The following is a 20933-nucleotide window of genomic DNA, read 5'->3' as shown; positions in this document are numbered from 1 at the left end:
AATATTATCAGAAGGTGTTGAAGATGGATAAGATATTAGTGATAAATGGACCTAATCTGAATTTGTTGGGGGAAAGAGAAAAAGAATTATATGGGAACCGTTCTATCGATTATTTAGGAAAGCTGTTGAAACAAAAGCAAGAGCAATGTAATACAAAAATAGATATAGTTCAATCTAATCATGAGGGTGAAATAATAGATTTTATTCAATCTTCAAGACATAAATATAATGGAATAGTTATCAATCCCGGTGCATATACCCATTACAGCTATGCGATACGAGATGCCATAGCGGCCATTAATATCCCTGTAGTAGAAGTACATATAACCAATATACACGCAAGAGAGGAGTTTAGGTCAAAGTCTGTTATTGCACCTGTATGTAAAGGGCAGATTTCAGGATTGGGTTTTAGCAGTTATCTATTGGCTATAGATTTTATTGTTGGATTGGAGGTATAAATGAAACAAAGAATAAAAAGAATAAAGCAGTTGATGCAGGATAAAGGCATAGACTGTGTAATAATAGTGAAACCTGAAAATAAGTTCTATTTAAGCGGTTTTACAGGGTCGGATGGATATACGATTATCACTGCTGACAAACACATATTATTTACTGATTTTCGTTATGTTGAACAAGCTCAAAAACAGTGCAAGGGATTCCAAGTCATAGATACGGGTAACGATGCTTTAGATACTATTTATAATGAGCTGAAGTCTTTAGATGTAAAGACCATTTGGTTTGAAGAAAACTATGTTACTTATGATCTTTATCAAAAGATGGACGAAAAATTTAAATGCATGGATCTATTCCCTATGGCTAGAGCGGTAGAGCGAATTAGGATAAAGAAAGATCAGAAGGAAATAAGAGCAATAAAAAAAGCCGCTGAAATAGCTGATAAAACTTTTTTATATATCCTAGATTTTATAAAGCCAGGAGTAAGAGAAAAGGATTTAGCGGATGAAATAGATTATTATATAAAAAAGTTGGGAGCCCAATCTCCGTCTTTTAAAACTATTGTTGCATCTGGGTGCAATTCATCTCTTCCACATGCAGAGCCTAGTGAAAAGAGATTGAATACTGGAGAATTTATTACAATGGATTTTGGAGCTAAAGTGTGTGGATACTGTTCAGATATGACAAGAACAGTATTCATTGGTACACCTGATGACAATCAAAAACGGTTGTATAATACAGTTTTAGAAGCGCAGAAAATTTCCCTTGACAAAGTAGCATGCGGTTTGAAGGGAAGAGAAGTAGATGCAATCCCGCGAGAGTTTATTGATCAAAGCGGGTACAAGGGTTGTTTCGGTCATGGGTTGGGGCATGGTGTTGGACTTGAAATTCATGAAATGCCTGCTCTTTCTCCTACCAGCAATGTAATATTAGAAGAAAATATGGTTGTGACCATTGAACCTGGAATCTATATCGAGGGAATGTATGGAGTAAGAATTGAGGATCTAATAGTACTCGAGCAAAACAATATACACAATCTGACTACAACAGCAAAACAATTAATAACGTTATAAAATAATTATATAAATGGAGGTAATAGCAATGATTTCTGCAGGTGACTTTAGAAAAGGTTTAACAATAGAAATAGATGGGGACGTATATAGTATTGTGGATTTTCAACATGTAAAACCTGGTAAAGGGGCTGCCTTTGTGAGGACCAAAATAAAGAATGAGATAACCGGAGCTATACTGGAAAAAACATTTACCCCTACTGAGAAATTTGCTCCTGCTCATGTTGAAAGAAAGGAAATGCAATACTTGTACAATGATGGCAATCTATATTATTTTATGGATATTGATACATATGAACAGATTCCATTAAACAAAGAACAAGTAGAAGATGCGCTAAAATATATTAAGGAGAATATGAATGTTAATATAAAGTTTTTTAAAGGCCAGGCCTTTTCAGTAGATCCGCCAAATTTTGTAGAGCTTGAAGTTGCGGAAACAGATCCAGGCTTTAAAGGTGATACAGCCGCAGGTGGAAGCAAGCCAGCAGTCTTGGAAACCGGTGCCACCATACAAGTACCATTTTTTATCAATGTGGGGGATAAAATAAGAGTAGATACTAGAACTGAAGAGTATATGGAAAGAGCATAATGGAATACTAAATAATAAATAAATTTATTTGAAGGGAGTATAATTATGGATTCAATAAGTAAAAAGGCATCCTATATCAAAGGTCTGTTTGAAGGTTTGCAAATCGATGAAAACCAAAAAGAAGGAAAGATCATCAAACATATTTTGGTGCTTCTAGAGGACATTGTTGATGAGCTGGAGGATATCAAGATATCTCAATACGAACTTCATGAATATATGGACTACATAGATGATGACTTGGGCAACTTGGAGGAATATATATATGATGAGGAAGAAGATTTAGAAGAAGAACCGGGATATATCGAAGTAGAATGTCCTAATTGTGATGAGATAGTTTATTTTGATGAAGATAGTTTAAAAGCAGATGAAGAATTGTTATGTCCTAATTGCCATCAGCCTGTTTATATTGACTATGATGATGAACAAGAAGATATTGAAGAATAAAGCCTCAAAAAAAGAGGCTTTTTTTTATTGCAAAAATAATAATATTTTCAGGAGTATATTAATAAGTATATATAAAAGGAGGCATGTTTTTTATGTCTGCATATAAAAACATAAGTCAACTGAATCAAACAAGAGATAATCCTGTATGGATGGATATAGTACTGAAAGTGTTGCCATCAAGTATTTCTAATATTCTCTGTAATATTGAGCCTTTTATTTGTAAAAATATTGAGGAAATCAGATTAAGGACAAGCAAACCTTTGATGATAACATATCAAGGCAAGTCATATATAGTAAATAGCCGTGGGCAAATATGCGAAAGAAATCCCTATATAGTGGATTATCTTAATATACAAAAAGCTGTTCAAATAATGACCCAAAACTCGATTTATGCAGTGCAAGAGGAGATAAAAAACGGTTACTTGACATTAAAAGGCGGATACAGAGTAGGCATTGCCGGAACAACGGTAGTAAATGAGGGAGAGGTTGTTACTATCAAGAACATTTCAGGCCTTAACATAAGAATTGCAAGAGAGATAATTGGAGTAGCGGATAAAATAATAGACTATATATTAGATGATAGAAAAAGGCCTATGCATACTTTGATAATATCACCCCCCAGGTGCGGAAAAACTACCTTACTTCGGGATATTGTTAGACAGATGAGCAATACGGGCATGAATATTGGGGTTGTAGATGAAAGATCAGAGATAGCGGGTACATATATGGGCAAGATGCAATTTGAATTAGGCATTAGGACGGATGTATTAGATTGTTGCCCAAAGGATAAAGGGATAATCATGATGATAAGATCCATGTCACCTGATGTGATTGTGACTGATGAAATAGGTAAAAAAGAAGATATAGCGGCAATAGAAGAAGCATTAGTGGCAGGGATTAAACTTATTACAACTGTGCATGGGATGGATATTGAAGATGTTAAATCAAGACCGGTTTTATCCCAAGTTATAAACAAGAAAATTTTTCAAAGAATTATTATTTTAGGTAATACGCTGGGAGTAGGAACTGTAGAAGATATTTTTGATGGCATGACTTTTAAAAAAATAAACAGGAAACCTTTGAGATAAGTCGATGAAAGTGGGGATGAATATGATTTTTAAAATCATAAGCAGCTTACTTATAGTTACATCTACAACCATGCTGGGATTTGCATATTCGAACAAGTATAGAGAAAGACTTGTTCAGATTCGACAGTTAAAATCTATAATCAGAGATATTGAAAATCAGATAGTTTTTTTTACAATACCTATACCTGATGTACTCAAAAATATAAGTGAAGGAAATAATCGTGTTTGTACATTATTTAAATATGTATATGATGTCATGTTATATGATAGGGAGACGACTCCGGGGGAGGCGTTTGAAAAAGCGTTGGATAGAGATATAAATGGTATTTTCTTAAACCAGGATGACAAAGAGATATTGAAAAATTTTGCAAAGTTGCTAGGTGGATCAAATATAGATGGTCAAATAAACAGCATAAGAATGATAGAGAAACAGTTGGATAATCAAGAAGTTTCAGCCGAACAGGAAAAAAACAAATATGAGAGGATGTATAAAAGCATAGGGATTCTTTCCGGATTAGCAATAGCCATCGTTTTATTTTAAGTGTTTACCAAAAGATGAAATCTTGTAAAAACAAAGATATTTTGGATTTCATGGCTGAACTTTAAAAGAAAAATAATTTATAAAAACCTAAAGATAAAAAGGAGGACATTGATATGAATGTGGACCTGATCTTTAAAATAGCAGCTATAGGAATACTTGTAGCTGTGTTAAATCAGGTGCTTATCAGGGCTGGCAGGGAGGAGATGGCTATGATGACAACTTTAGCAGGTATTGTAGTGGTTTTGTTTATGGTAATAAACCTTATAAGCGAGCTTTTTGAGACTATAAAGACTATTTTTAAATTATATTGAAAGGTAATAATCGAATGGAGATAGTACAAATAATAAGTATAGGGATTATAGCGACTATTATTTCAATCATATTTAAAAGTTATAAACCAGAGTTTTCAATATTTGTCTCAATAACTGCAGGTATATTGATATTAGTGCTGTTGATAGGGAAGATAGTATCTGTCATAGAATTGTTAAGCAATATAACGGAGAAGATGGAGATAGATACTGTATATTTTTCTACCTTGCTAAAGATTGTTGGAATAGCCTATATTACAGAATTTGGTTCTCAAATCTGTAAAGATGCAGGAGAAAATACAATAGCATCAAAAATTGAATTGGGTGGCAAAATATTGGTAATGATTTTGGCGGTGCCTATATTGATAGCCTTAATGGAATTAATAATAGATATATTGCCATAGATGAAGGTGAAACAGATGAAGAAAGCATTTATTTTAATTTTTATCATATTGATATTTACCAGCTTTTCTTTAGATGTATGTGCAGCAAGTCAAGATGAAAAAATATCGATAGATGATATTATTGACAATCAACTTAAAAAGGCGAATATAAGTGATTTGCAGGATAATATTCAGCAGTTAAAGTTGGATGAAGCTGGTATTGATGAGACTCAAAATATAGGAAAACTTATAAAAGATATTGCAACGGGAAGGCATAGGCTTAACATTAAATCGATATTGAATAATATATTAAATATTTTCTTTGCTGGTATAAATACTAACCTGAAACTGATGCTTCAAATAGTTGTACTTTCTATTATATGTGCAATATTCAACAATTTTCAGAGTTCGTTTATCAACTCAGATGTGAGCAGAATTGCATTTTATGCAAGCTATATATTGATAATTATAATCATAATTAAAAGTTTTGTTCTGACAATAGATATTTGCAAAAACACAATAACAAATATGGTATCTTTTATGGAAGTGTTAACACCATTGTTATTAGCATTTTTAGCATCTATAGGAGGTATTACTACATCTGCGGTGTTTCATCCTGCAATAGCCCTTATGGTTACCTTTATTGGAACTTTTTTAAAGAATGTCCTTCTTCCTTTGATTTTTTTCTCGGCTGTTTTATTTTTGATTGATAATATATCTAGTAGAATTCACGTTTCCAGACTTGCAAGTTTACTAAATAATATTTGCATATGGAGTTTAGGGATTATATTTACAGTGTTTGTAGGCTTAATGACAATACAAGGTGTATCCAGTACAACATTTGACGGGATTTCTATAAGAACTGCAAAATATGCTGTAGATACATTTGTACCCATAATAGGAGGAATGTTCTCAGATTCTGTAGATGCAATAATAGGGTGTTCCCTCTTAATAAAAAATGCAATCGGAGTGGTAGGATTGATCATTATTTTATCGATATGTATCGTCCCTCTTATAAAGATCGCATCAATAATATTGATCTATAAAATTACCAGCGCTTTAGTACAAACAATAAATGTCGACGAATTATCAAAATGCATAAACGATGTAGGTAATTCAGCTGTACTTTTATTTTTGACGGTTGTATCTGTATCTTTGATGTTTTTCATTACAATCACAATAATAATCGGTGCCGGAAATATTGCGATGATGATGAGGTAAATCAAAATGAGTTTATTGAGAAATTGGATTGTCAATATAGTTTTAGTAATTATAATATCATCATTAGTTGATATATTGCTCCCAAACAGTGAGATGAGAAAGTATGTGAAGTTTTTTTCAGGACTCATATTAATAATAATAATATTAACTCCTATCATAAAATTATTGGGAACAGAAGCGGGAGAGCAAATAATAAAAACAGGTATAGAGCAAAATTCAAGTTTTGAGAATATCCAGCCTGTTATAAGAAATATTGAACAAGTACAAGAGGATATGGCGGTTGAAATATACGAGAACAAGCTTGAATCACATATAAAAACAATACTAAAAGATACTGTGGGAGAATGGGATATAAAAATAAAAATTAAATTTGATGATTTAATGTGGTCAGAACAAGAAGGTAAGGTAGAGAAAGTAGATATATACTTTAGTAATATGACTTCAAAGGACGGGGACAGATTAGAAACAGAGAGTTTAAGTAATTCAGAAAAAGAAAAAATTAAAGAATCGGTTTCTAAAATATGTGACATAAACAGGGAAGACATTAGTATATATATACAATAGAAGTATTGTGAGGGGATTTGATGAACTTTACAGATAAAATAAAGCAGATATCAGAAAAGCTCAAGACAAGTAAGAATATAGAGTTTCTTATTGCATTACTGATAGTAGGAGTAATAATAAGTATAGCAGCCAGTGTTTTTTTGGAAGGAGATAAAAATCAACAAGAGGATATAACAGCAGATGATAAAAAAACGGAACATCAAGAAATAAGTGGTGATTACCTGGAAGACAAACTTGAAAATGTCCTATCTCAAATCCAAGGCGCAGGACAGGTAAGTGTTATGATCACCTATGAATCGGGACCGGAAATAGTTGCTGCATATGAAAGCAGCGAAACAAACAACACAACTGAAGAAAAAGGAGAAGCCGGTATCAGTAAAACTACAAAACAGAGGGAAACAAATAAAAAGCCTGCTGAATTACAAAATCAAGGCAGTACGTCTCCCATGATATTAAAAGAAAAACAACCGGAAATCAGAGGGGTTATAGTTGTTGCTCAAGGTGCAAATGATATTAAAGTGAAGATGGAGTTGACTACTGCAGTTAAAACGGTACTCAATATTCCCGTCCATAAAGTAAAGGTTTGTACAAAAAAAAATTAGGAGGGATATCAAAATGATTGTACTTAAAAGAAGAAATATACTGGTTTTGTCTCTTGTGTTACTTCTAGTTATAACAGGATATATAAATCATAGATATAATCAACATCTTGGAGACCAAAAAGCGGCAGAGGGGCAGGTGGACCAAGAAGTTGATCAGGAAAACCAGGGAAAACAGGAACAAAAAGATGTTGAAGGGAAAGTTAATATAAAGGACGATTTTGTTGATGTTGATACTGATACTGATACAGAAATTACCACCTCACAATCTAATATGAATTTTTTCGTAGAATATAGGTTAGAAAGAGATCAAACTAGAAGTGAAGAAGTGGACTTATTGAAAGGGATTGTGGAGGATGAAAACAGTAGTCAGGATACTATAAAGGAAGCACAACAGAAGATTATGAATATTGTAGAAAGGACAGAACAGGAAATGACGGTAGAGAATTTGCTAAAAGCACAAGGATTTGATGATGCTGTGGCTATGATTCATGACGAATCGATAAATATTATTGTATCTGAGCAAAATCTGACAGATGATAAAGTTGCCCAGATACAAAATATAGTAATAAACGAGACAGATTTTGAGATACCCCAGATAAAGATAATCGAGAAAAGGTAATATATAAATTGTAAAAAATATTCATGTTTGTTATAATTATTATTGTAGTTGAATTTGCTTAAAATAAAAGGTGGTGCTTTAAAAATGACTGAATATAAAGAGAAACAATACGGAAAGGTTACTTTTGCAGATGAAGTGGTGGCAATAATAGCAGGTATTGCAGCTACAGAGATAGAAGGAGTATATTCCATGAGTGGTGGAATAGCCGGAGGTATTGCCGAAAAACTTGGCAAAAAAAATCTTTCAAAAGGCGTTAAGGTAGAAGTAGGAGAAAAGGAAGCTGCTATTGATTTATACATAATTGTCAATTACGGAGCTAGAATCCCGGAAGTAGCATGGAACATACAAGAAAATGTTAAAAAAGCTATTGAAACTATGACTGGTCTTAATGCTGTAGAAATCAACATTCATATCCAAGGAGTAAACATTGAAAAGGATATCCCTAGTGAAGAGAACGACACTCAAAGAGTAAAATAAAAAAGCGGAATAACCCTCTGACTTTTCAGAGGGTTAAAAAAACCAAAGAAAGGGGAAATAAAAAATTGAATACCAAAAAAGTATTAATAGCTGTCTATTCAATACTAATTGGCATATTGTCTTTGTTTATCCTTGTTCTATCTTTTAAAGCTATACCATTAGATATAATTATAGATAATATTTCAGTGATATATAATAATTTTGATTATCTAATATTAGTTGCAATAGTAGCTGTGTTGTTTTTTGTAGCCAGCATTTGCATTTTTCATATAACAGTTTCTAAAAAAAAGGCTTCGCCTAGCATCACTACCTTTAATGAATACGGTGTGATAAGAATTTCGATAGATGCAATAAAAAACTTATCATTGAAAGCTGCAAGACAGATAAGAGGGGTAAAAGAGGTAAAAAGTCATATAACATTCAAAGATGAAGATGGATTATATGTGAATATCAGCCTAAAGGCTCTTCCTGAGGTGGATATTCCTTCAGTATCTTCGCAAGTTCAAAAAGAGGTTAAAGAGTATGTTGAAAAATATGCGGGAGTCAGTATTAAAGAGATAAGAGTATATGTACAGGATATATTTTATTCAGGAACAAGAGTAGAATAATGGCCTTTCGAGGTGATAAAATGGACAAGTTATTAAATTTAATATCCAAAAATAAGGGGAAGTTTATCGGCTGCATAATAGGTATCATATTCGGTATACTAGTTTTAAAAATAGGATTGCTAAAAACTATATTTATACTTATATGTATATCATTAGGGATATATTTGGGCAACAGATTTGATAGGGGCAACGATAATGATTTTTGGGACAAAATAAGATAAAAGTCTTACAGGAGGCAGGCAATGGGACGTAGAAGAGATAGAGAAATAGCAATGCAAATTCTATTTGAAAGAGAATTCAATGAACAGGAATTGGAGCAGATAGTTGAGTATGCGTTTAGCAAAAACAAGCTGGACAAAGAGGATAAAACTTTTATTGAAAAAATAACTTTTGGTACTTTATCAAATTTAGGGACAATAGATGATTACATAGAAGAATATTGTAAGGATTGGAGCAAAAAAAGAATTGCCAAAGTTGATTTGGTTATTTTACGTATTGCAATTTTTGAAATGTTGTTTAGCCAGGAAGTGCCTATAAATGTAGCAATAAATGAAGCTATAGAGCTTGCTAAAAAATTCAGCACAGAAGAATCGCCATCTTTTGTAAACGGAATATTAGGTGCGATATCGAGAAACAAAAAGGTTGAGGAGAGATAACATGAGTGCAAACATAATTGACGGCAAAAAAATAGCGCAACAGATAAAAGATGAATTAAAGATAAAAATTGATAAGTTGGAGAATAAGCCAGGTCTTGCGGTTGTACAAGTAGGCAATGATCCTGCTTCCCAAGTTTACGTTAGAAACAAGGAAAAAGCCTGCCAAAAGGCGGGTATATATTCGAAAGTCATCAAGCTGAAAGAAGATATCAGTCAGCAATACCTGATAGATCTGATCCGCCAGTTAAATTCAGATGTCAAAATAAACGGTATACTTGTACAGCTTCCCTTGCCGGAACATATAGACTCTAACAAAATAATAAATACAATTGATGTAAAAAAAGATGTGGATGGGTTCAGTCCTATAAGTATGGGTAATGTATTAATAGGAAGACCTGGATTCATCTCATGTACTCCAAGGGGGATAATAAGACTGATAAAAAGTACCGGACAAAAAATTGAAGGGAAAAATGCTGTTGTAGTTGGAAGAAGCAATATAGTAGGTAAACCTACAGCCACTCTATTGATGAGGGAAAATGCTACAGTAACTGTATGTCATTCAAGAACGGTGGATCTGGTACAACATACAAGCAAAGCTGATATATTGGTAGCTGCTACAGGCAAACCAGGGATGATAAAAGGCGACATGATAAAGGAAGGTGCAATAGTTATAGATGTGGGTATATCTAGGGTTAATGGAAAGCTGAAAGGTGATGTAGATTTTGATTCAGCCAAGGAAAGAGCAGGCTGGATTACCCCGGTGCCAGGCGGAGTAGGGCCTATGACTATAGCTATGCTCTTACAAAATACATTGGAGGCTGCTTATCCGAATGAATGACGTGATAAGTGTTACCCAGTTAACAAATTATATAAGAGAGCTTATTTCACAAGATAGAAGTTTGTCTAATATAATGGTGAAAGGTGAGATATCAAACTTTAAGCATCATTACTCAGGACATATGTATTTTGTGCTAAAAGATAGTAAGTGCAAGATAAGATGTGTCATGTTTAAAAGTTTTAATTCTAAACTCAAATTTATACCTGATGATGGCGATAATGTTATAATATCTGGAAGTGTTTCAGTTTATGAAAGAGATGGTCAATACCAGCTTTATGCACATGATATTCAACCGGATGGAATAGGTGCCCTTTATAAAGCCTATGAGCAATTGAAGCAAAAGCTTGAGGCAGAAGGATTGTTTGATGATAGACTTAAAAAGAAAATCCCAATGCTGCCTTCCAGGATAGCTGTCATAACTTCTGCGACAGGTGCAGCCTTGAGGGATATAATAAATGTTGCTACTCGACGTTTTCCACAAGTAGACATTCTTATAATACCTGTATCTGTACAAGGTGAAAAGGCTGCATTTGAAGTAGCTAATGCAATAGAAAGAGCTAATGCTCTTGAGGGAATAGATGTGATCATAGTGGCGAGAGGTGGTGGTTCCATAGAAGAATTATGGGCCTTTAATGAGGAGATTGTCGCTAGATGTGTTTTTAATTCTACAATACCTGTAATATCTGCTGTGGGTCATGAAACTGATTATACTATAATCGATTTTGTTTCAGACTTAAGAGCGCCTACACCTTCTGCTGCAGCGGAACTTGCAGTGCCAAATCATTATGATTTAAAGACTAAATTGAATTCATATTATATTAGATTAGTTAATAGCATGAATAATATCATAAACATAAAAAAAGAAAAGATTAAAGAAGTAAAAAATCCTCAAACATATATAAATAATATAAGGCAATATTTAGACGGACTTTATAAACAATTAAAATATAGTATTATTATGACTTATAAAGCAAAAGGACAGAAAAAGGATTTATTAATAAGCAAGCTTAATATACTGAATCCTCTAGACATAATAAATAGGGGCTACTGCGTAGTTGAAAAAAAACATAATAAAAAAATAATCAAATCAATTGATGAGCTTATGGTAAATGAAGAAATTCTTTTGAGGATAAAAGATGGTACTGCAGAGTGTACCGTTAAAACGATCATGGAGGAGAAACCATAAAATGTGTGATAAAAAACAGCCCAAATTTGAAGAATGCCTTAAAAAACTAGAAAATATTGTTACAAAATTAGAAAACAATGATTTGCCTCTAGATCAAGCGTTAAAGAATTTTGAGGAAGGTATTAGATTGACTAGAATATGCAATAAAATGCTTGATGATGCAGAAAGACGAATAAATATTTTAATAGATAAAGAAGATGGAACTTCAGATGAACTAGCATTTGAAGCAGTTAAGGAGGAATAGACTTGCAATTTAAAAATGCCTTCAATGAGAAAAAACGAATGTTTGATAAATATTTAGATGAATATCTTCCATCCGGAAAAGAAAACATAGGTGTTATAGAAGATGCGATGAGATATAGTGTACTATCTGGAGGCAAGAGATTAAGACCCATCCTCATGGCCAGTACATATGAGCTGTTTAGAGATGATATACAAGGGATAATACCTTTAGCATGTTCAATTGAGTATATTCATTGCTATTCTTTGATACATGACGATTTGCCTGCTATGGATAATGATGATTACAGGCGCGGAAAGCTTACAAATCACAAGGTGTTTGGAGAAGCCATGGCAATATTGGCAGGAGATGCTCTTTTGACTCATGCTTTTGAAACCATGTTAAGTTGTATAAATTTTGATAGCGCAGCTACATATATCAGGGCTATAAGAGAGATCACGGCTTCAGCAGGATTGGATGGAATGCTAGGTGGTCAGGTTGCCGATGTGATATACGAGGGTAAAAATATTTCAAGTGATGTATTAAGGTATATTCATACTCATAAGACCGGTGCTCTTATAAGGGCAAGTGTTATAACGGGCGCTATAATGGGGAATGCTGAACATGAACAGAGGATGGCTCTAGAGAAATATGCTCATAATATAGGTCTCGCATTTCAGATAAAAGACGATTTATTGGATATAATAGGTGATGAAAACATAATGGGCAAAAAAACAGGCAGCGATGCAAAGAAAAACAAATCTACTTATCCATCTTTGTTTGGCATAGATGAATCAAAAAAAGTTCTAGATTCATTGACTAGTGAAGCAGTTGATTCACTTAAAATATTTGGAGAATCGGCTGAATTTCTCCAACAATTAGCAATATATATTGGAAAGAGAGACAGGTGAGGAGGGCAAGTGGTTGGATTTTATAAATCAGATCGCCTCGAATAAAGCTTTAGGCATATCCATCCTTGCATGGTTCATTGCTCAAACATCAAAAGTATTGATAACTTTGATCATGACTAGAAAGTTTAATTTTGAGCTTTTTGTAAGCACTGGCGGCATGCCTAGTTCCCACTCGGCGTTTGTCACTGCTTTAGCAGTTGCTGTGGGAAAGGAATATGGTTGGGATTCTTACTTGTTTGCTATTTCAGTGGTTTTTTCTATGATAGTAATGTATGACGCTGCAGGGATAAGAAGGGCAGCGGGAAAACAGGCTAAAATTTTGAATAGCATTGTTAAGGAAATACAAATCAATCGAGTCCTAAACGAAGAAAAGTTGAAGGAACTACTGGGTCACACGCCTTTTGAAGTGATAGGTGGTGCTGCAGTAGGAATTTTAGTTTCTAATATATTTTTATGATATTGATTATTGAAATATCATATGCTATAATGTTTTCTGCATGTATAATAATTAATAAAACAAAGGATGGTGCAGTATTCTAGTCAGCAATATTTTTCTTGAAGGCGGGGCTAAAAATCCGTCAATGGCATATCGATGAAGTTCCTGGGTCTGGCTTCTGACGCCCAGTCAGGGGTTGGATGTGGGAGTTAAGGAAGAAGGGCGATCCACAAGGGCATGTGGGCGTTGACCCAGCTTCCGTGGAGACCTGGAAGTATGTATAGAAGTGCTTCCTTATTTTTATTGCAATACTTTCAGGGAACTCTACAAAAGCACTTGTAGAGTAGCCTGTCTTGAGTGGAGTGGGTGGATAGAAAGATCGCATCCAATTACGCAGGGCCCGTGTTAATTGGATTATTGTTCTTGAAACCTTCTCTGCAAAAGAGACTAGAGAAATTTGGCGCTGTTGAGGAAATCTCCTAGACTGTTCATGCTGAAATATATATGGGATTGTAGTGTGGCCTTAGTGGTAATCTAGTCCTACTTTGTGGCAACACAGTAGAAACGGATTTAAAGGGAAACCGTTGATATGGCGACATATCAATATTCGTTTGGGAAATCCTACTAGACCTAAGCCGCAAGTTTTACCATATGTATTACCATCCTTTGTTATCATTCAATTTGGAGGCAATCTGTTGAAGCCAAACAAGAACCAAAATGGTAAAAAGTCCAATGATAAAAAGTCTAAAATACGTTGGGCTTTGACTATTTCTATGTGGACATTTATACTTGCGTTTTTGTTGAGTATTTTGTCCGAATCACTTATGAAGGCTATAAACTTAGTTTTTGCTATAATATTGCTTCTTGTGATAATATTAATCGGAATAATTTTCGATATTATAGGTACAGCTGTAACTGCGGCAGATCAAACCCCATTTCATTCAATGTGCTCAAAAAAAGTGCCGGGGGCTAAACATGCAGTTAACATGATAAAAAAAGCAGATCGTGTTTCAAACTTTTGTAACGATGTAATAGGAGATATTTGCGGAATTGTAAGTGGAGCTGCTAGTGCCACAATAGTCTATAAAATATTGCTGGAAAATCCAGATTTACATACAACTTTCATCAGCATATTGCTTACTTCAATTGCTGCTTCATTGACAGTTGGGGGAAAAGCCTTTGGCAAAAATTTTGCAATTAAAAATTCAGGTAAGATAGTTTACTCTGTTGCGTATATGATATATATAATAAGGAGAATCTTTAGAAAAGAAAACTGAGTTATATTAAAATCGAAAAAAGAAAAATTAGGTGAAAAAATGAGCAAAAAAAGCAGGCTAGATAAAGTACTTGTGGAAAAAGGATTAGCTAAGAGCAGGGATCGAGCAAAACGCTTAATAATGGCTGGTCAAGTCTATGTCAACAATGAGTTGGTGGATAAACCTGGGACGAATATATGTATATGTGATATGGACAAAATAGTCATTAAGGGGAACGATATTCCATTTGTTAGTCGTGGAGGCTTAAAACTTGAAAAGGCAATAAATGAATTTGATATAGATTTAAATGGCAAAATATGCATTGATGTAGGTGCTTCTACCGGAGGATTTACAGACTGCATGCTCAAAAAAGGGGCATCGCGCGTATATTCAATAGATGTTGGGTATGGACAATTTGATTGGAGCCTTAGAAATGACCCAAGAGTTGTGTGTATGGAACGTACAAATATACGAAATGTAGTTCCAGCTGATATAGGAGTATTATGTGACTTTGCTTCCATCGATGTTTCTTTTATTTCACTGAAATTAGTAATTCCAGTTGTGAAAAATCTTCTTAATGATCAAGGGAAAATGGTTTGTCTTATAAAACCGCAATTCGAGGTTGGAAAAGAAAAAGTAGGGAAAAATGGAGTTGTAAGGGATCCTGTAGCTCATAAACAAGTAATAAATGATATTATTCAATTTTCAATTAATTCTAAATTATGTATAATGGATATCGGATTCTCTCCTATAAAAGGGCCAAAGGGCAATATCGAATATTTGATATATTTATCTAATGACTCAGCCAATAATAAAACAGAATATAGCATGATCGAAGGAAAAATTGATATAATAGTAGATAGCTCACATGATGTTTTGAATTAATCTTATAATATGATGTTGAACCTTTAAAGCAATAATTGTAAAATGATTATGAGGTGTATTCTTTGAATAAAGGCTTTAATAAAATTGGATTGATACCTAACGAATTAAAAGATAAAAATTTAAAGATAACTTGGAAGCTGCAAAGTTGGTTATGTCAGAGAGGATGTAAAGTATATATACCAAGTACTTTTAAAAAACAAAAAGATGATTTAAATTTAAACTTTATCGATTTTCCTGCAATTTTTAATGCCTGTCAAATGGTTATAGTACTTGGTGGTGATGGAACATTGCTTAGAGTGGCCAAGAGCGCTGCTCATTGCAATACGCCTATACTTGGAGTGAATTTAGGTAGGTTAGGATATTTAACAGAAATAGAAATAAAAGATATGTTTGAAGTGATAAGCCAAATTCTTGAGGGAAATTATATAATAGAAAAGAGAATGATGCTTAAAGCAAAAATATTGAAGGGAACGCTGGAGAAAACATCCTTTCTTGCGTTAAATGATGTAGGAGTTGCGAAAGGCTCTTTATCGCGAATGATACTTCTAAAAACATATATAGATGACTATTTTGTTGATACATTCCCTGCTGACGGTTTAATAGTTTCAAGTCCTACCGGTTCTACTGCCTATTCTTTATCTGCCGGAGGACCTATAATAAGCCCAAAGATGGAATCTTTGCTTATAACACCGATATGTCCCCACACCCTTCATTCTAGACCAATCGTTATATCGGATAGTGAAACTGTCAAGATAAAAGTGGTAGGGGACTATGAAAATATCCTGGTGACTATAGATGGACAGGAAGGATATAGCTTGAATAAGGGTGAAGTTGTGTTAGTAAGTAAGGCGGATATTTATACTCAGTTAGTAAGATATAAAGATAAGAATTTTTATAGTATTCTTAGGAAAAAGTTATCTGAGAGAAAATATGAACAATATGAAGAATAACAGGGGGAGTTATGAAGATACATAGGCATGCCAAAATATTAGAAATAATACAACAAAAAGATATCGAAACACAAGAAGAGTTGACTGATGAATTGAGGAATATAGGTATAGATGTGACTCAGGCTACAATATCCAGAGATATCAAAGAGCTAAGGTTGACTAAAGTATTAGCAGAAAGCGGAAAATATAAATATGCATATATTGAACAGGACGGAGAAAGCATATCTAATAAGTTGATAAGAGTTTTTTCAGATTCTATAATTTCCATTAACCATGTGAACAATCTAATTGTGATTAAAACTTTAACAGGTTCTGCTCATGCAGCTGCAGCTGCAGTGGATTCTTTTAAATATACTGAAATATTAGGTACTATAGCAGGTGATGATACTATATTAGTTATTGTTCAAACAAATGAAATTGCAGAAGCTTTAGTAAAAAAGTTTAAGAAATTACTGGATTGATCGAATTTTTAATGGGGGATGAATATGCTCCGTGAATTGAATATCAAAAACTTTGCTTTGATTGATTCTTTAAGTATTACATTTGATGAAGGTTTCAATGTGTTAACGGGAGAAACAGGTGCCGGGAAATCAATAATAATAGATGCTGTTAATCTGGCCCTTGGTGGAAGAGCTAATAGGGACCTTATTAAAAAAAATGAAACCAATTGTATAGTGGAGGCTCTTTTTGACATAAAATATAATAACAAAGTAAGCCAAGCATTGGACTCATTTGGATTAAATGAAAATATTGATGAAACTTTGGTCCTTACAAGGGAGATAAACGCCAATGATAGAAATATATGCAGAATAAATGGAAGACCGGTTACATTAAGCATGTTAAAAGAAATAAGTTCTTACCTGATAGATATACACGGACAACATGAACATCAATCACTTTTACATTCCAGCAATCACATTCATTTATTGGATAGTTTGAGCGGTAAACAATCAGAACACATAAAAAAAGAAGTTAAGCAAAATTATATTGAATGGAAAGCTATAAAGGATAAGATTGCTGATCTTAAAAAAGATGATAGTGAACTGGAAAAAAAGATTGATTTTTTAATATATCAGATAGAAGAGATTGATAGGGTAAATTTGCAAGCAGACCAAGAAGAAGAGTTGATGCAACAATACAAGATTATGAAAAACAGTCAAAAAATGATTGAAAAATTGAATAAAGCATACACTATTTTGTACAATGGAGAAGGGATAAAACCGGCAGTGATCGATATCCTATCCCATATAGTCACCGATATTCAAGAATTGGTAGGAATAGATGATAGTCTTAATATGACTTACCAAGATTTAAATAGTATTCTTTTACAGATACAGGATATTGCCATAGATATAAGGCAATATAGGGATAACCTTGATTTTGATCCTGAACAACTAAATGAAGCGGAACAGAGAATCGATACTATAAATAGATTGAAGAGAAAGTACGGCAATTCTATTCAAGATATAATAAATTATAGAAATAGAATATATGAAGAACTCCAGTTTTATAAAAATGCTGAATTGCGTTTAGAACAGTTAAACTTGCAATTAGAATCCTCTAGCAAAAAGCTATTTGATTCATGTACCAAGTTATCAGAAAGAAGGAAAAAAACAGCACAAAATTTAGAAAAGCTTGTAAATGATGAGCTTGAAGATTTAGGTTTACAAAGTGCACAATTTGTAGTTGATATTCATTCTCCAACTAAAGATAAGGGTCAAAGCCCAAGCGAAATTAATTTTAGCATGTACGGATTCGATAAAGTTGAATTTATGATATCTACCAATATTGGTCAAGATGTAAAGCCATTAGCTAAAATTGTGTCCGGAGGAGAGGTTTCTAGGATAATGCTGGCATTAAAAAATGTATTGGCGGCAGTAGATGATATTCCCAGTTTAATTTTTGATGAAATAGATACAGGCATAAGTGGAAGAACTGGCCAGATGGTAGCTGAAAAGATTGCCCAAATTTCGCGCACAAGGCAAGTTATATGCGTGACTCATCTTGCTTCTATTGCAGCAATGGCTGATATACATTTTTTCATTCAAAAAAAAGTGGAAGGCGGGGATACATCTACAGTTGTCAACAGATTGGACGGGAAGCAAACTGTATCAGAAATAGCTAGACTTCTCGGAGGTAAGAATATTACAGATATTTCGTTAAATCACGCTCAAGAAATGCTAAAAACGGCTAAAAAATTAAAAAAAGCAATTTAAAGGTTTCTGTTTAACAGAAACCTTTTTTTATACTTAAATTCATATAAAAAGGTATTATTTAATAGCTTACATAAAGAATAAATTGATATATTAAAGGTTAACTTAATTATAGTATTTGATATTTAATAAAGCTAGTTTTTATTGTAAATAGCAGGAGTGTGATGGCATTTGTGGAGTAAAAATACCAATAAAAAAATTATTGGTGTTATTTTATCAATTATTATTGTAGCATTAAATTTTTCTCCCCAAATTCAAGGTATATCACAAATACCTTCTGAAATAAAAGTTTTAGAAGGGAATCACCATACTTTTGATTTTAACCTGCCCTTAAATGTATGCATTGAATCGGACAAGTCTGGAATAATAAAAATAAATGATGGACCAGATGAAACCAAAAAAGTCAATTGTAATTTAAGCAAACCATTAAATTTAAGCACAATTTCTAAAGGAAAAGTAAACCTTGAGTTTAAAATATTTGGCATAATACCTTTAAAAAGAATAACGCTAAATGTAATACCTGAGATAAAATTAGTTCCAGGTGGGCAATCAATCGGTGTTTCATTATTTACTAAAGGTGCGCTTGTTGTGGGAGTATCAGATATTCAAACTGAAGATGGTAAAATATATAATCCTGCAGAACAAGCAGGAATATTACCGGGAGACGTGATAGAACAGGTGGAAGAAAAAGATGTAAAAGATGCAGACCATTTGTCTAATATCATCAATAAAAAGGATGGAAAACCAATAAATTTAGGTATCAATCGTGAAGGGAAAAGAATATTTGTCAGCATAACACCTGCGAAGGATGCAAATGACAAGCAATATAGATTAGGGTTATGGGTGAGAGATAGTACCATGGGAGTTGGTACTTTAACTTTTTATGAACCAAAATCTAATATTTATGGGGCTTTAGGGCATGCAATTACTGATATGGATACAGGCTCTATATTGTCTGTACAGAATGGTGAGATAGTTAATTCCCAGGTTATTTCAATAATACAAGGTGAAAAAGGTAAACCAGGGGAAATAAAGGGGGTTTTTTCCGGTGGCAAGGATGCTATAGGTGATATAAAACTGAACACGATATATGGCATATACGGCAGTGTATACAGTAAATTTTATGACCAGCTTGATGCTAAAGCACTTCCAATAATGCTTCAATCTGAAGTAAAGGAAGGTCCAGCCAAGATATTGAGCACAATTGATGATACTGGTGTGAGAGAATTTGATGTTGAGATAATTAAAACTGTAAAACAGGACAATCAGCAGTCTAAAGGTATGGTAATCAAGATAGTAGATCAAGAGCTGCTTAAAAAAACGGGAGGCATAGTACAGGGCATGAGTGGCAGCCCAATAATACAAGATAATAAAATTGTAGGCGCAATCACCCACGTATTTATAAATGATCCTTCCAAGGGTTATGGAATATATATTGAGTGGATGTTGAAAGAAGCAGAAAATAAAATGGCAAGTTAAAATTTTATTGAACAAATTTATAAAAAATAGTAAAAAAACATATCTAGTGGGAGGATTATTTAACCATTTGTCGAATTGTTAAAATGTGTATTTTTTCTTAATTATAAAGGGGGATAATGTAACATGAACAAAATTAAAGTAGTGATTGCAGATGACAACAAAGATTTTTGTGAAATTATGAAAGAATATTTTGTTAAACAGGAGGACATGGAGATTGTTGGAATAGCTAATGATGGAATAGAAGCAGTAAACATTATAATGAAAACAAAACCTGATATAGTTGTTTTGGATATTATCATGCCGCACCTTGATGGATTAGGAGTGCTTGAAAAATTGAATTCATCTGAGCTTATTTCATATCCTAAAATAGTTGTGTTATCGGCTGTAGGTCAGGATAAAATCACCCAAAGGGCTATAAGCCTAGGAGCTGATTATTATATGATAAAGCCTTTTGATATGGAGATATTTGTACAAAGGATTAGAGAGATGGTTAATACAAATTCTCACATAGTAAAGAGAAAGATAAGTTATTTCAAAGATAACCCTAGAGAAGAAAGCTCATCCCTTGAACTAGAAATAACAAACATGATACATGAAATAGGGGTACCTGCTCATATAAAAGGCTATCTATATTTAAGGGAAGCAATAAATATGGTAGTGAAAAATGTAGAACTTTTAAGTGCTATAACCAAAGAACTATATCCTGCTATAGCTAATAAGTTCAATACTACTCCCAGCAGGGTAGAAAGAGCGATAAGACATGCAATAGAGGTGGCTTGGAGTCGTGGGAGGGTGGATACTATAAATAAACTTTTTGGTTATACCGTTCATGATGAGAAAGGCAAACCTACTAATGGTGAATTTATCGCTATGGTGGCAGATAAACTGAGAATGGATGCAAAATATAGTTGAATATATATTTTTGAAGGCTGTCGA

28 protein-coding genes are annotated in these 20933 nt (G+C 33.4%); all 28 read left to right on the top strand.

The features are described from left to right. Positions 1–23 precede the first annotated feature (23 nt). Entirely contained in the window at positions 24–458 is a 435-nt protein-coding gene (aroQ, locus tag PHP06_01365; protein MDD3839209.1) for a type II 3-dehydroquinate dehydratase, read from the top strand. After that, positions 459–1526: a Xaa-Pro peptidase family protein gene (locus tag PHP06_01360; protein ID MDD3839208.1), complete on the top strand. Its 1068-nt coding sequence runs from the start codon at positions 459–461 to the stop codon at positions 1524–1526. It begins immediately after the preceding gene. 28 nt (positions 1527–1554) lie between these two features. Continuing rightward, positions 1555–2112 carry an elongation factor P gene (efp, locus tag PHP06_01355; GenBank protein MDD3839207.1) on the top strand — a complete coding sequence of 186 codons (558 nt, stop codon included), beginning with the start codon at positions 1555–1557 and terminating at the stop codon, positions 2110–2112. 45 nt (positions 2113–2157) lie between these two features. Next, positions 2158–2556, top strand: coding sequence for a hypothetical protein (locus PHP06_01350; GenBank protein ID MDD3839206.1), 399 nt, complete (start codon positions 2158–2160; stop codon positions 2554–2556). A 92-nt stretch (positions 2557–2648) separates the two neighbouring features. Further along, positions 2649–3644, top strand: a complete 996-nt coding sequence (spoIIIAA, locus tag PHP06_01345; GenBank protein MDD3839205.1) for a stage III sporulation protein AA — start codon at positions 2649–2651, stop codon at positions 3642–3644. 22 nt (positions 3645–3666) lie between these two features. After that, on the top strand, positions 3667–4185 hold the full coding sequence (gene spoIIIAB, locus PHP06_01340; GenBank protein MDD3839204.1) for a stage III sporulation protein SpoIIIAB: 519 nt from the start codon (positions 3667–3669) through the stop codon (positions 4183–4185). Between the two features lie 113 nt (positions 4186–4298). Continuing rightward, entirely contained in the window at positions 4299–4496 is a 198-nt protein-coding gene (gene spoIIIAC / locus PHP06_01335; protein ID MDD3839203.1) for a stage III sporulation protein AC, read from the top strand. Between the two features lie 14 nt (positions 4497–4510). Further along, positions 4511–4897, top strand: a complete 387-nt coding sequence (gene spoIIIAD / locus PHP06_01330) for a stage III sporulation protein AD (protein MDD3839202.1) — start codon at positions 4511–4513, stop codon at positions 4895–4897. A gap of 15 nt (positions 4898–4912) precedes the next feature. After that, positions 4913–6097, top strand: a complete 1185-nt coding sequence (gene spoIIIAE, locus PHP06_01325; protein ID MDD3839201.1) for a stage III sporulation protein AE — start codon at positions 4913–4915, stop codon at positions 6095–6097. 6 nt (positions 6098–6103) lie between these two features. Further along, entirely contained in the window at positions 6104–6661 is a 558-nt protein-coding gene (gene spoIIIAF, locus PHP06_01320; GenBank protein MDD3839200.1) for a stage III sporulation protein AF, read from the top strand. A 20-nt stretch (positions 6662–6681) separates the two neighbouring features. Then, on the top strand, positions 6682–7263 hold the full coding sequence (locus PHP06_01315; protein ID MDD3839199.1) for a stage III sporulation protein AG: 582 nt from the start codon (positions 6682–6684) through the stop codon (positions 7261–7263). Between the two features lie 13 nt (positions 7264–7276). Then, the gene (locus PHP06_01310) at positions 7277–7882 is read left to right on the top strand and encodes a SpoIIIAH-like family protein (protein ID MDD3839198.1); all 606 of its coding nucleotides are present in this window, start codon (positions 7277–7279) and stop codon (positions 7880–7882) included. 84 nt (positions 7883–7966) lie between these two features. Then, positions 7967–8359 (top strand): Asp23/Gls24 family envelope stress response protein, encoded by a 393-nt coding sequence (locus PHP06_01305; GenBank protein MDD3839197.1) that lies wholly within the window; start codon positions 7967–7969, stop codon positions 8357–8359. A gap of 65 nt (positions 8360–8424) precedes the next feature. Further along, the gene (amaP, locus tag PHP06_01300) at positions 8425–8967 is read left to right on the top strand and encodes an alkaline shock response membrane anchor protein AmaP (GenBank protein MDD3839196.1); all 543 of its coding nucleotides are present in this window, start codon (positions 8425–8427) and stop codon (positions 8965–8967) included. A 20-nt stretch (positions 8968–8987) separates the two neighbouring features. Beyond that, positions 8988–9188: a DUF2273 domain-containing protein gene (locus tag PHP06_01295; GenBank protein ID MDD3839195.1), complete on the top strand. Its 201-nt coding sequence runs from the start codon at positions 8988–8990 to the stop codon at positions 9186–9188. A 21-nt stretch (positions 9189–9209) separates the two neighbouring features. Next, the gene (gene nusB, locus PHP06_01290) at positions 9210–9623 is read left to right on the top strand and encodes a transcription antitermination factor NusB (protein ID MDD3839194.1); all 414 of its coding nucleotides are present in this window, start codon (positions 9210–9212) and stop codon (positions 9621–9623) included. A gap of 1 nt (position 9624) precedes the next feature. Further along, on the top strand, positions 9625–10461 hold the full coding sequence (folD, locus tag PHP06_01285) for a bifunctional methylenetetrahydrofolate dehydrogenase/methenyltetrahydrofolate cyclohydrolase FolD (protein MDD3839193.1): 837 nt from the start codon (positions 9625–9627) through the stop codon (positions 10459–10461). After that, positions 10454–11647, top strand: a complete 1194-nt coding sequence (gene xseA / locus PHP06_01280) for an exodeoxyribonuclease VII large subunit (protein ID MDD3839192.1) — start codon at positions 10454–10456, stop codon at positions 11645–11647. The genes folD and xseA overlap by 8 nt, the downstream gene beginning before the upstream one ends. Position 11648: 1 nt before the next feature. After that, a complete protein-coding gene (locus PHP06_01275) occupies positions 11649–11891 on the top strand; it encodes an exodeoxyribonuclease VII small subunit (protein ID MDD3839191.1) in 243 nt (80 codons plus the stop codon). Positions 11892–11893: 2 nt separating this feature from the next. Beyond that, on the top strand, positions 11894–12778 hold the full coding sequence (locus PHP06_01270; GenBank protein ID MDD3839190.1) for a polyprenyl synthetase family protein: 885 nt from the start codon (positions 11894–11896) through the stop codon (positions 12776–12778). Between the two features lie 13 nt (positions 12779–12791). After that, the gene (locus PHP06_01265) at positions 12792–13235 is read left to right on the top strand and encodes a divergent PAP2 family protein (protein MDD3839189.1); all 444 of its coding nucleotides are present in this window, start codon (positions 12792–12794) and stop codon (positions 13233–13235) included. A 674-nt stretch (positions 13236–13909) separates the two neighbouring features. Beyond that, a complete protein-coding gene (locus PHP06_01260; protein MDD3839188.1) occupies positions 13910–14491 on the top strand; it encodes a hypothetical protein in 582 nt (193 codons plus the stop codon). Between the two features lie 39 nt (positions 14492–14530). After that, a complete protein-coding gene (locus PHP06_01255) occupies positions 14531–15355 on the top strand; it encodes a TlyA family RNA methyltransferase (GenBank protein ID MDD3839187.1) in 825 nt (274 codons plus the stop codon). Between the two features lie 62 nt (positions 15356–15417). Continuing rightward, complete coding sequence (locus tag PHP06_01250; protein MDD3839186.1) at positions 15418–16305, top strand: NAD(+)/NADH kinase; 888 nt, start codon at positions 15418–15420, stop codon at positions 16303–16305. Positions 16306–16316: 11 nt separating this feature from the next. After that, the gene (locus tag PHP06_01245) at positions 16317–16766 is read left to right on the top strand and encodes an arginine repressor (GenBank protein MDD3839185.1); all 450 of its coding nucleotides are present in this window, start codon (positions 16317–16319) and stop codon (positions 16764–16766) included. 24 nt (positions 16767–16790) lie between these two features. Next, on the top strand, positions 16791–18521 hold the full coding sequence (recN, locus tag PHP06_01240) for a DNA repair protein RecN (protein ID MDD3839184.1): 1731 nt from the start codon (positions 16791–16793) through the stop codon (positions 18519–18521). 168 nt (positions 18522–18689) lie between these two features. Continuing rightward, positions 18690–19997 (top strand): SpoIVB peptidase, encoded by a 1308-nt coding sequence (gene spoIVB / locus PHP06_01235; GenBank protein MDD3839183.1) that lies wholly within the window; start codon positions 18690–18692, stop codon positions 19995–19997. A 123-nt stretch (positions 19998–20120) separates the two neighbouring features. After that, positions 20121–20909, top strand: coding sequence for a sporulation transcription factor Spo0A (gene spo0A / locus PHP06_01230; protein ID MDD3839182.1), 789 nt, complete (start codon positions 20121–20123; stop codon positions 20907–20909). The last annotated feature ends 24 nt before the right edge of the window (positions 20910–20933 follow it).

The organism is Clostridia bacterium, from assembly GCA_028698525.1.
In the GTDB taxonomy this organism is placed as follows: domain Bacteria; phylum Bacillota; class Clostridia; order JAQVDB01; family JAQVDB01; genus JAQVDB01.
The sequence above is the reverse complement of the archived record's forward strand: the minus strand, read 5'-3'. Positions and strand labels throughout refer to the sequence as shown.

Coding starts and splice junctions, on each gene's coding strand:
- aroQ (MDD3839209.1), top strand. CDS start 24: ATGGATAAGATATTAGTGATAAATGGACCTAATCTGAATTTGTTGGGG.
- PHP06_01360 (MDD3839208.1), top strand. CDS start 459: ATGAAACAAAGAATAAAAAGAATAAAGCAGTTGATGCAGGATAAAGGC.
- efp (MDD3839207.1), top strand. CDS start 1,555: ATGATTTCTGCAGGTGACTTTAGAAAAGGTTTAACAATAGAAATAGAT.
- PHP06_01350 (MDD3839206.1), top strand. CDS start 2,158: ATGGATTCAATAAGTAAAAAGGCATCCTATATCAAAGGTCTGTTTGAA.
- spoIIIAA (MDD3839205.1), top strand. CDS start 2,649: ATGTCTGCATATAAAAACATAAGTCAACTGAATCAAACAAGAGATAAT.
- spoIIIAB (MDD3839204.1), top strand. CDS start 3,667: ATGATTTTTAAAATCATAAGCAGCTTACTTATAGTTACATCTACAACC.
- spoIIIAC (MDD3839203.1), top strand. CDS start 4,299: ATGAATGTGGACCTGATCTTTAAAATAGCAGCTATAGGAATACTTGTA.
- spoIIIAD (MDD3839202.1), top strand. CDS start 4,511: ATGGAGATAGTACAAATAATAAGTATAGGGATTATAGCGACTATTATT.
- spoIIIAE (MDD3839201.1), top strand. CDS start 4,913: ATGAAGAAAGCATTTATTTTAATTTTTATCATATTGATATTTACCAGC.
- spoIIIAF (MDD3839200.1), top strand. CDS start 6,104: ATGAGTTTATTGAGAAATTGGATTGTCAATATAGTTTTAGTAATTATA.
- PHP06_01315 (MDD3839199.1), top strand. CDS start 6,682: ATGAACTTTACAGATAAAATAAAGCAGATATCAGAAAAGCTCAAGACA.
- PHP06_01310 (MDD3839198.1), top strand. CDS start 7,277: ATGATTGTACTTAAAAGAAGAAATATACTGGTTTTGTCTCTTGTGTTA.
- PHP06_01305 (MDD3839197.1), top strand. CDS start 7,967: ATGACTGAATATAAAGAGAAACAATACGGAAAGGTTACTTTTGCAGAT.
- PHP06_01295 (MDD3839195.1), top strand. CDS start 8,988: ATGGACAAGTTATTAAATTTAATATCCAAAAATAAGGGGAAGTTTATC.
- nusB (MDD3839194.1), top strand. CDS start 9,210: ATGGGACGTAGAAGAGATAGAGAAATAGCAATGCAAATTCTATTTGAA.
- folD (MDD3839193.1), top strand. CDS start 9,625: ATGAGTGCAAACATAATTGACGGCAAAAAAATAGCGCAACAGATAAAA.
- xseA (MDD3839192.1), top strand. CDS start 10,454: ATGAATGACGTGATAAGTGTTACCCAGTTAACAAATTATATAAGAGAG.
- PHP06_01275 (MDD3839191.1), top strand. CDS start 11,649: ATGTGTGATAAAAAACAGCCCAAATTTGAAGAATGCCTTAAAAAACTA.
- PHP06_01255 (MDD3839187.1), top strand. CDS start 14,531: ATGAGCAAAAAAAGCAGGCTAGATAAAGTACTTGTGGAAAAAGGATTA.
- PHP06_01245 (MDD3839185.1), top strand. CDS start 16,317: ATGAAGATACATAGGCATGCCAAAATATTAGAAATAATACAACAAAAA.
- recN (MDD3839184.1), top strand. CDS start 16,791: ATGCTCCGTGAATTGAATATCAAAAACTTTGCTTTGATTGATTCTTTA.
- spo0A (MDD3839182.1), top strand. CDS start 20,121: ATGAACAAAATTAAAGTAGTGATTGCAGATGACAACAAAGATTTTTGT.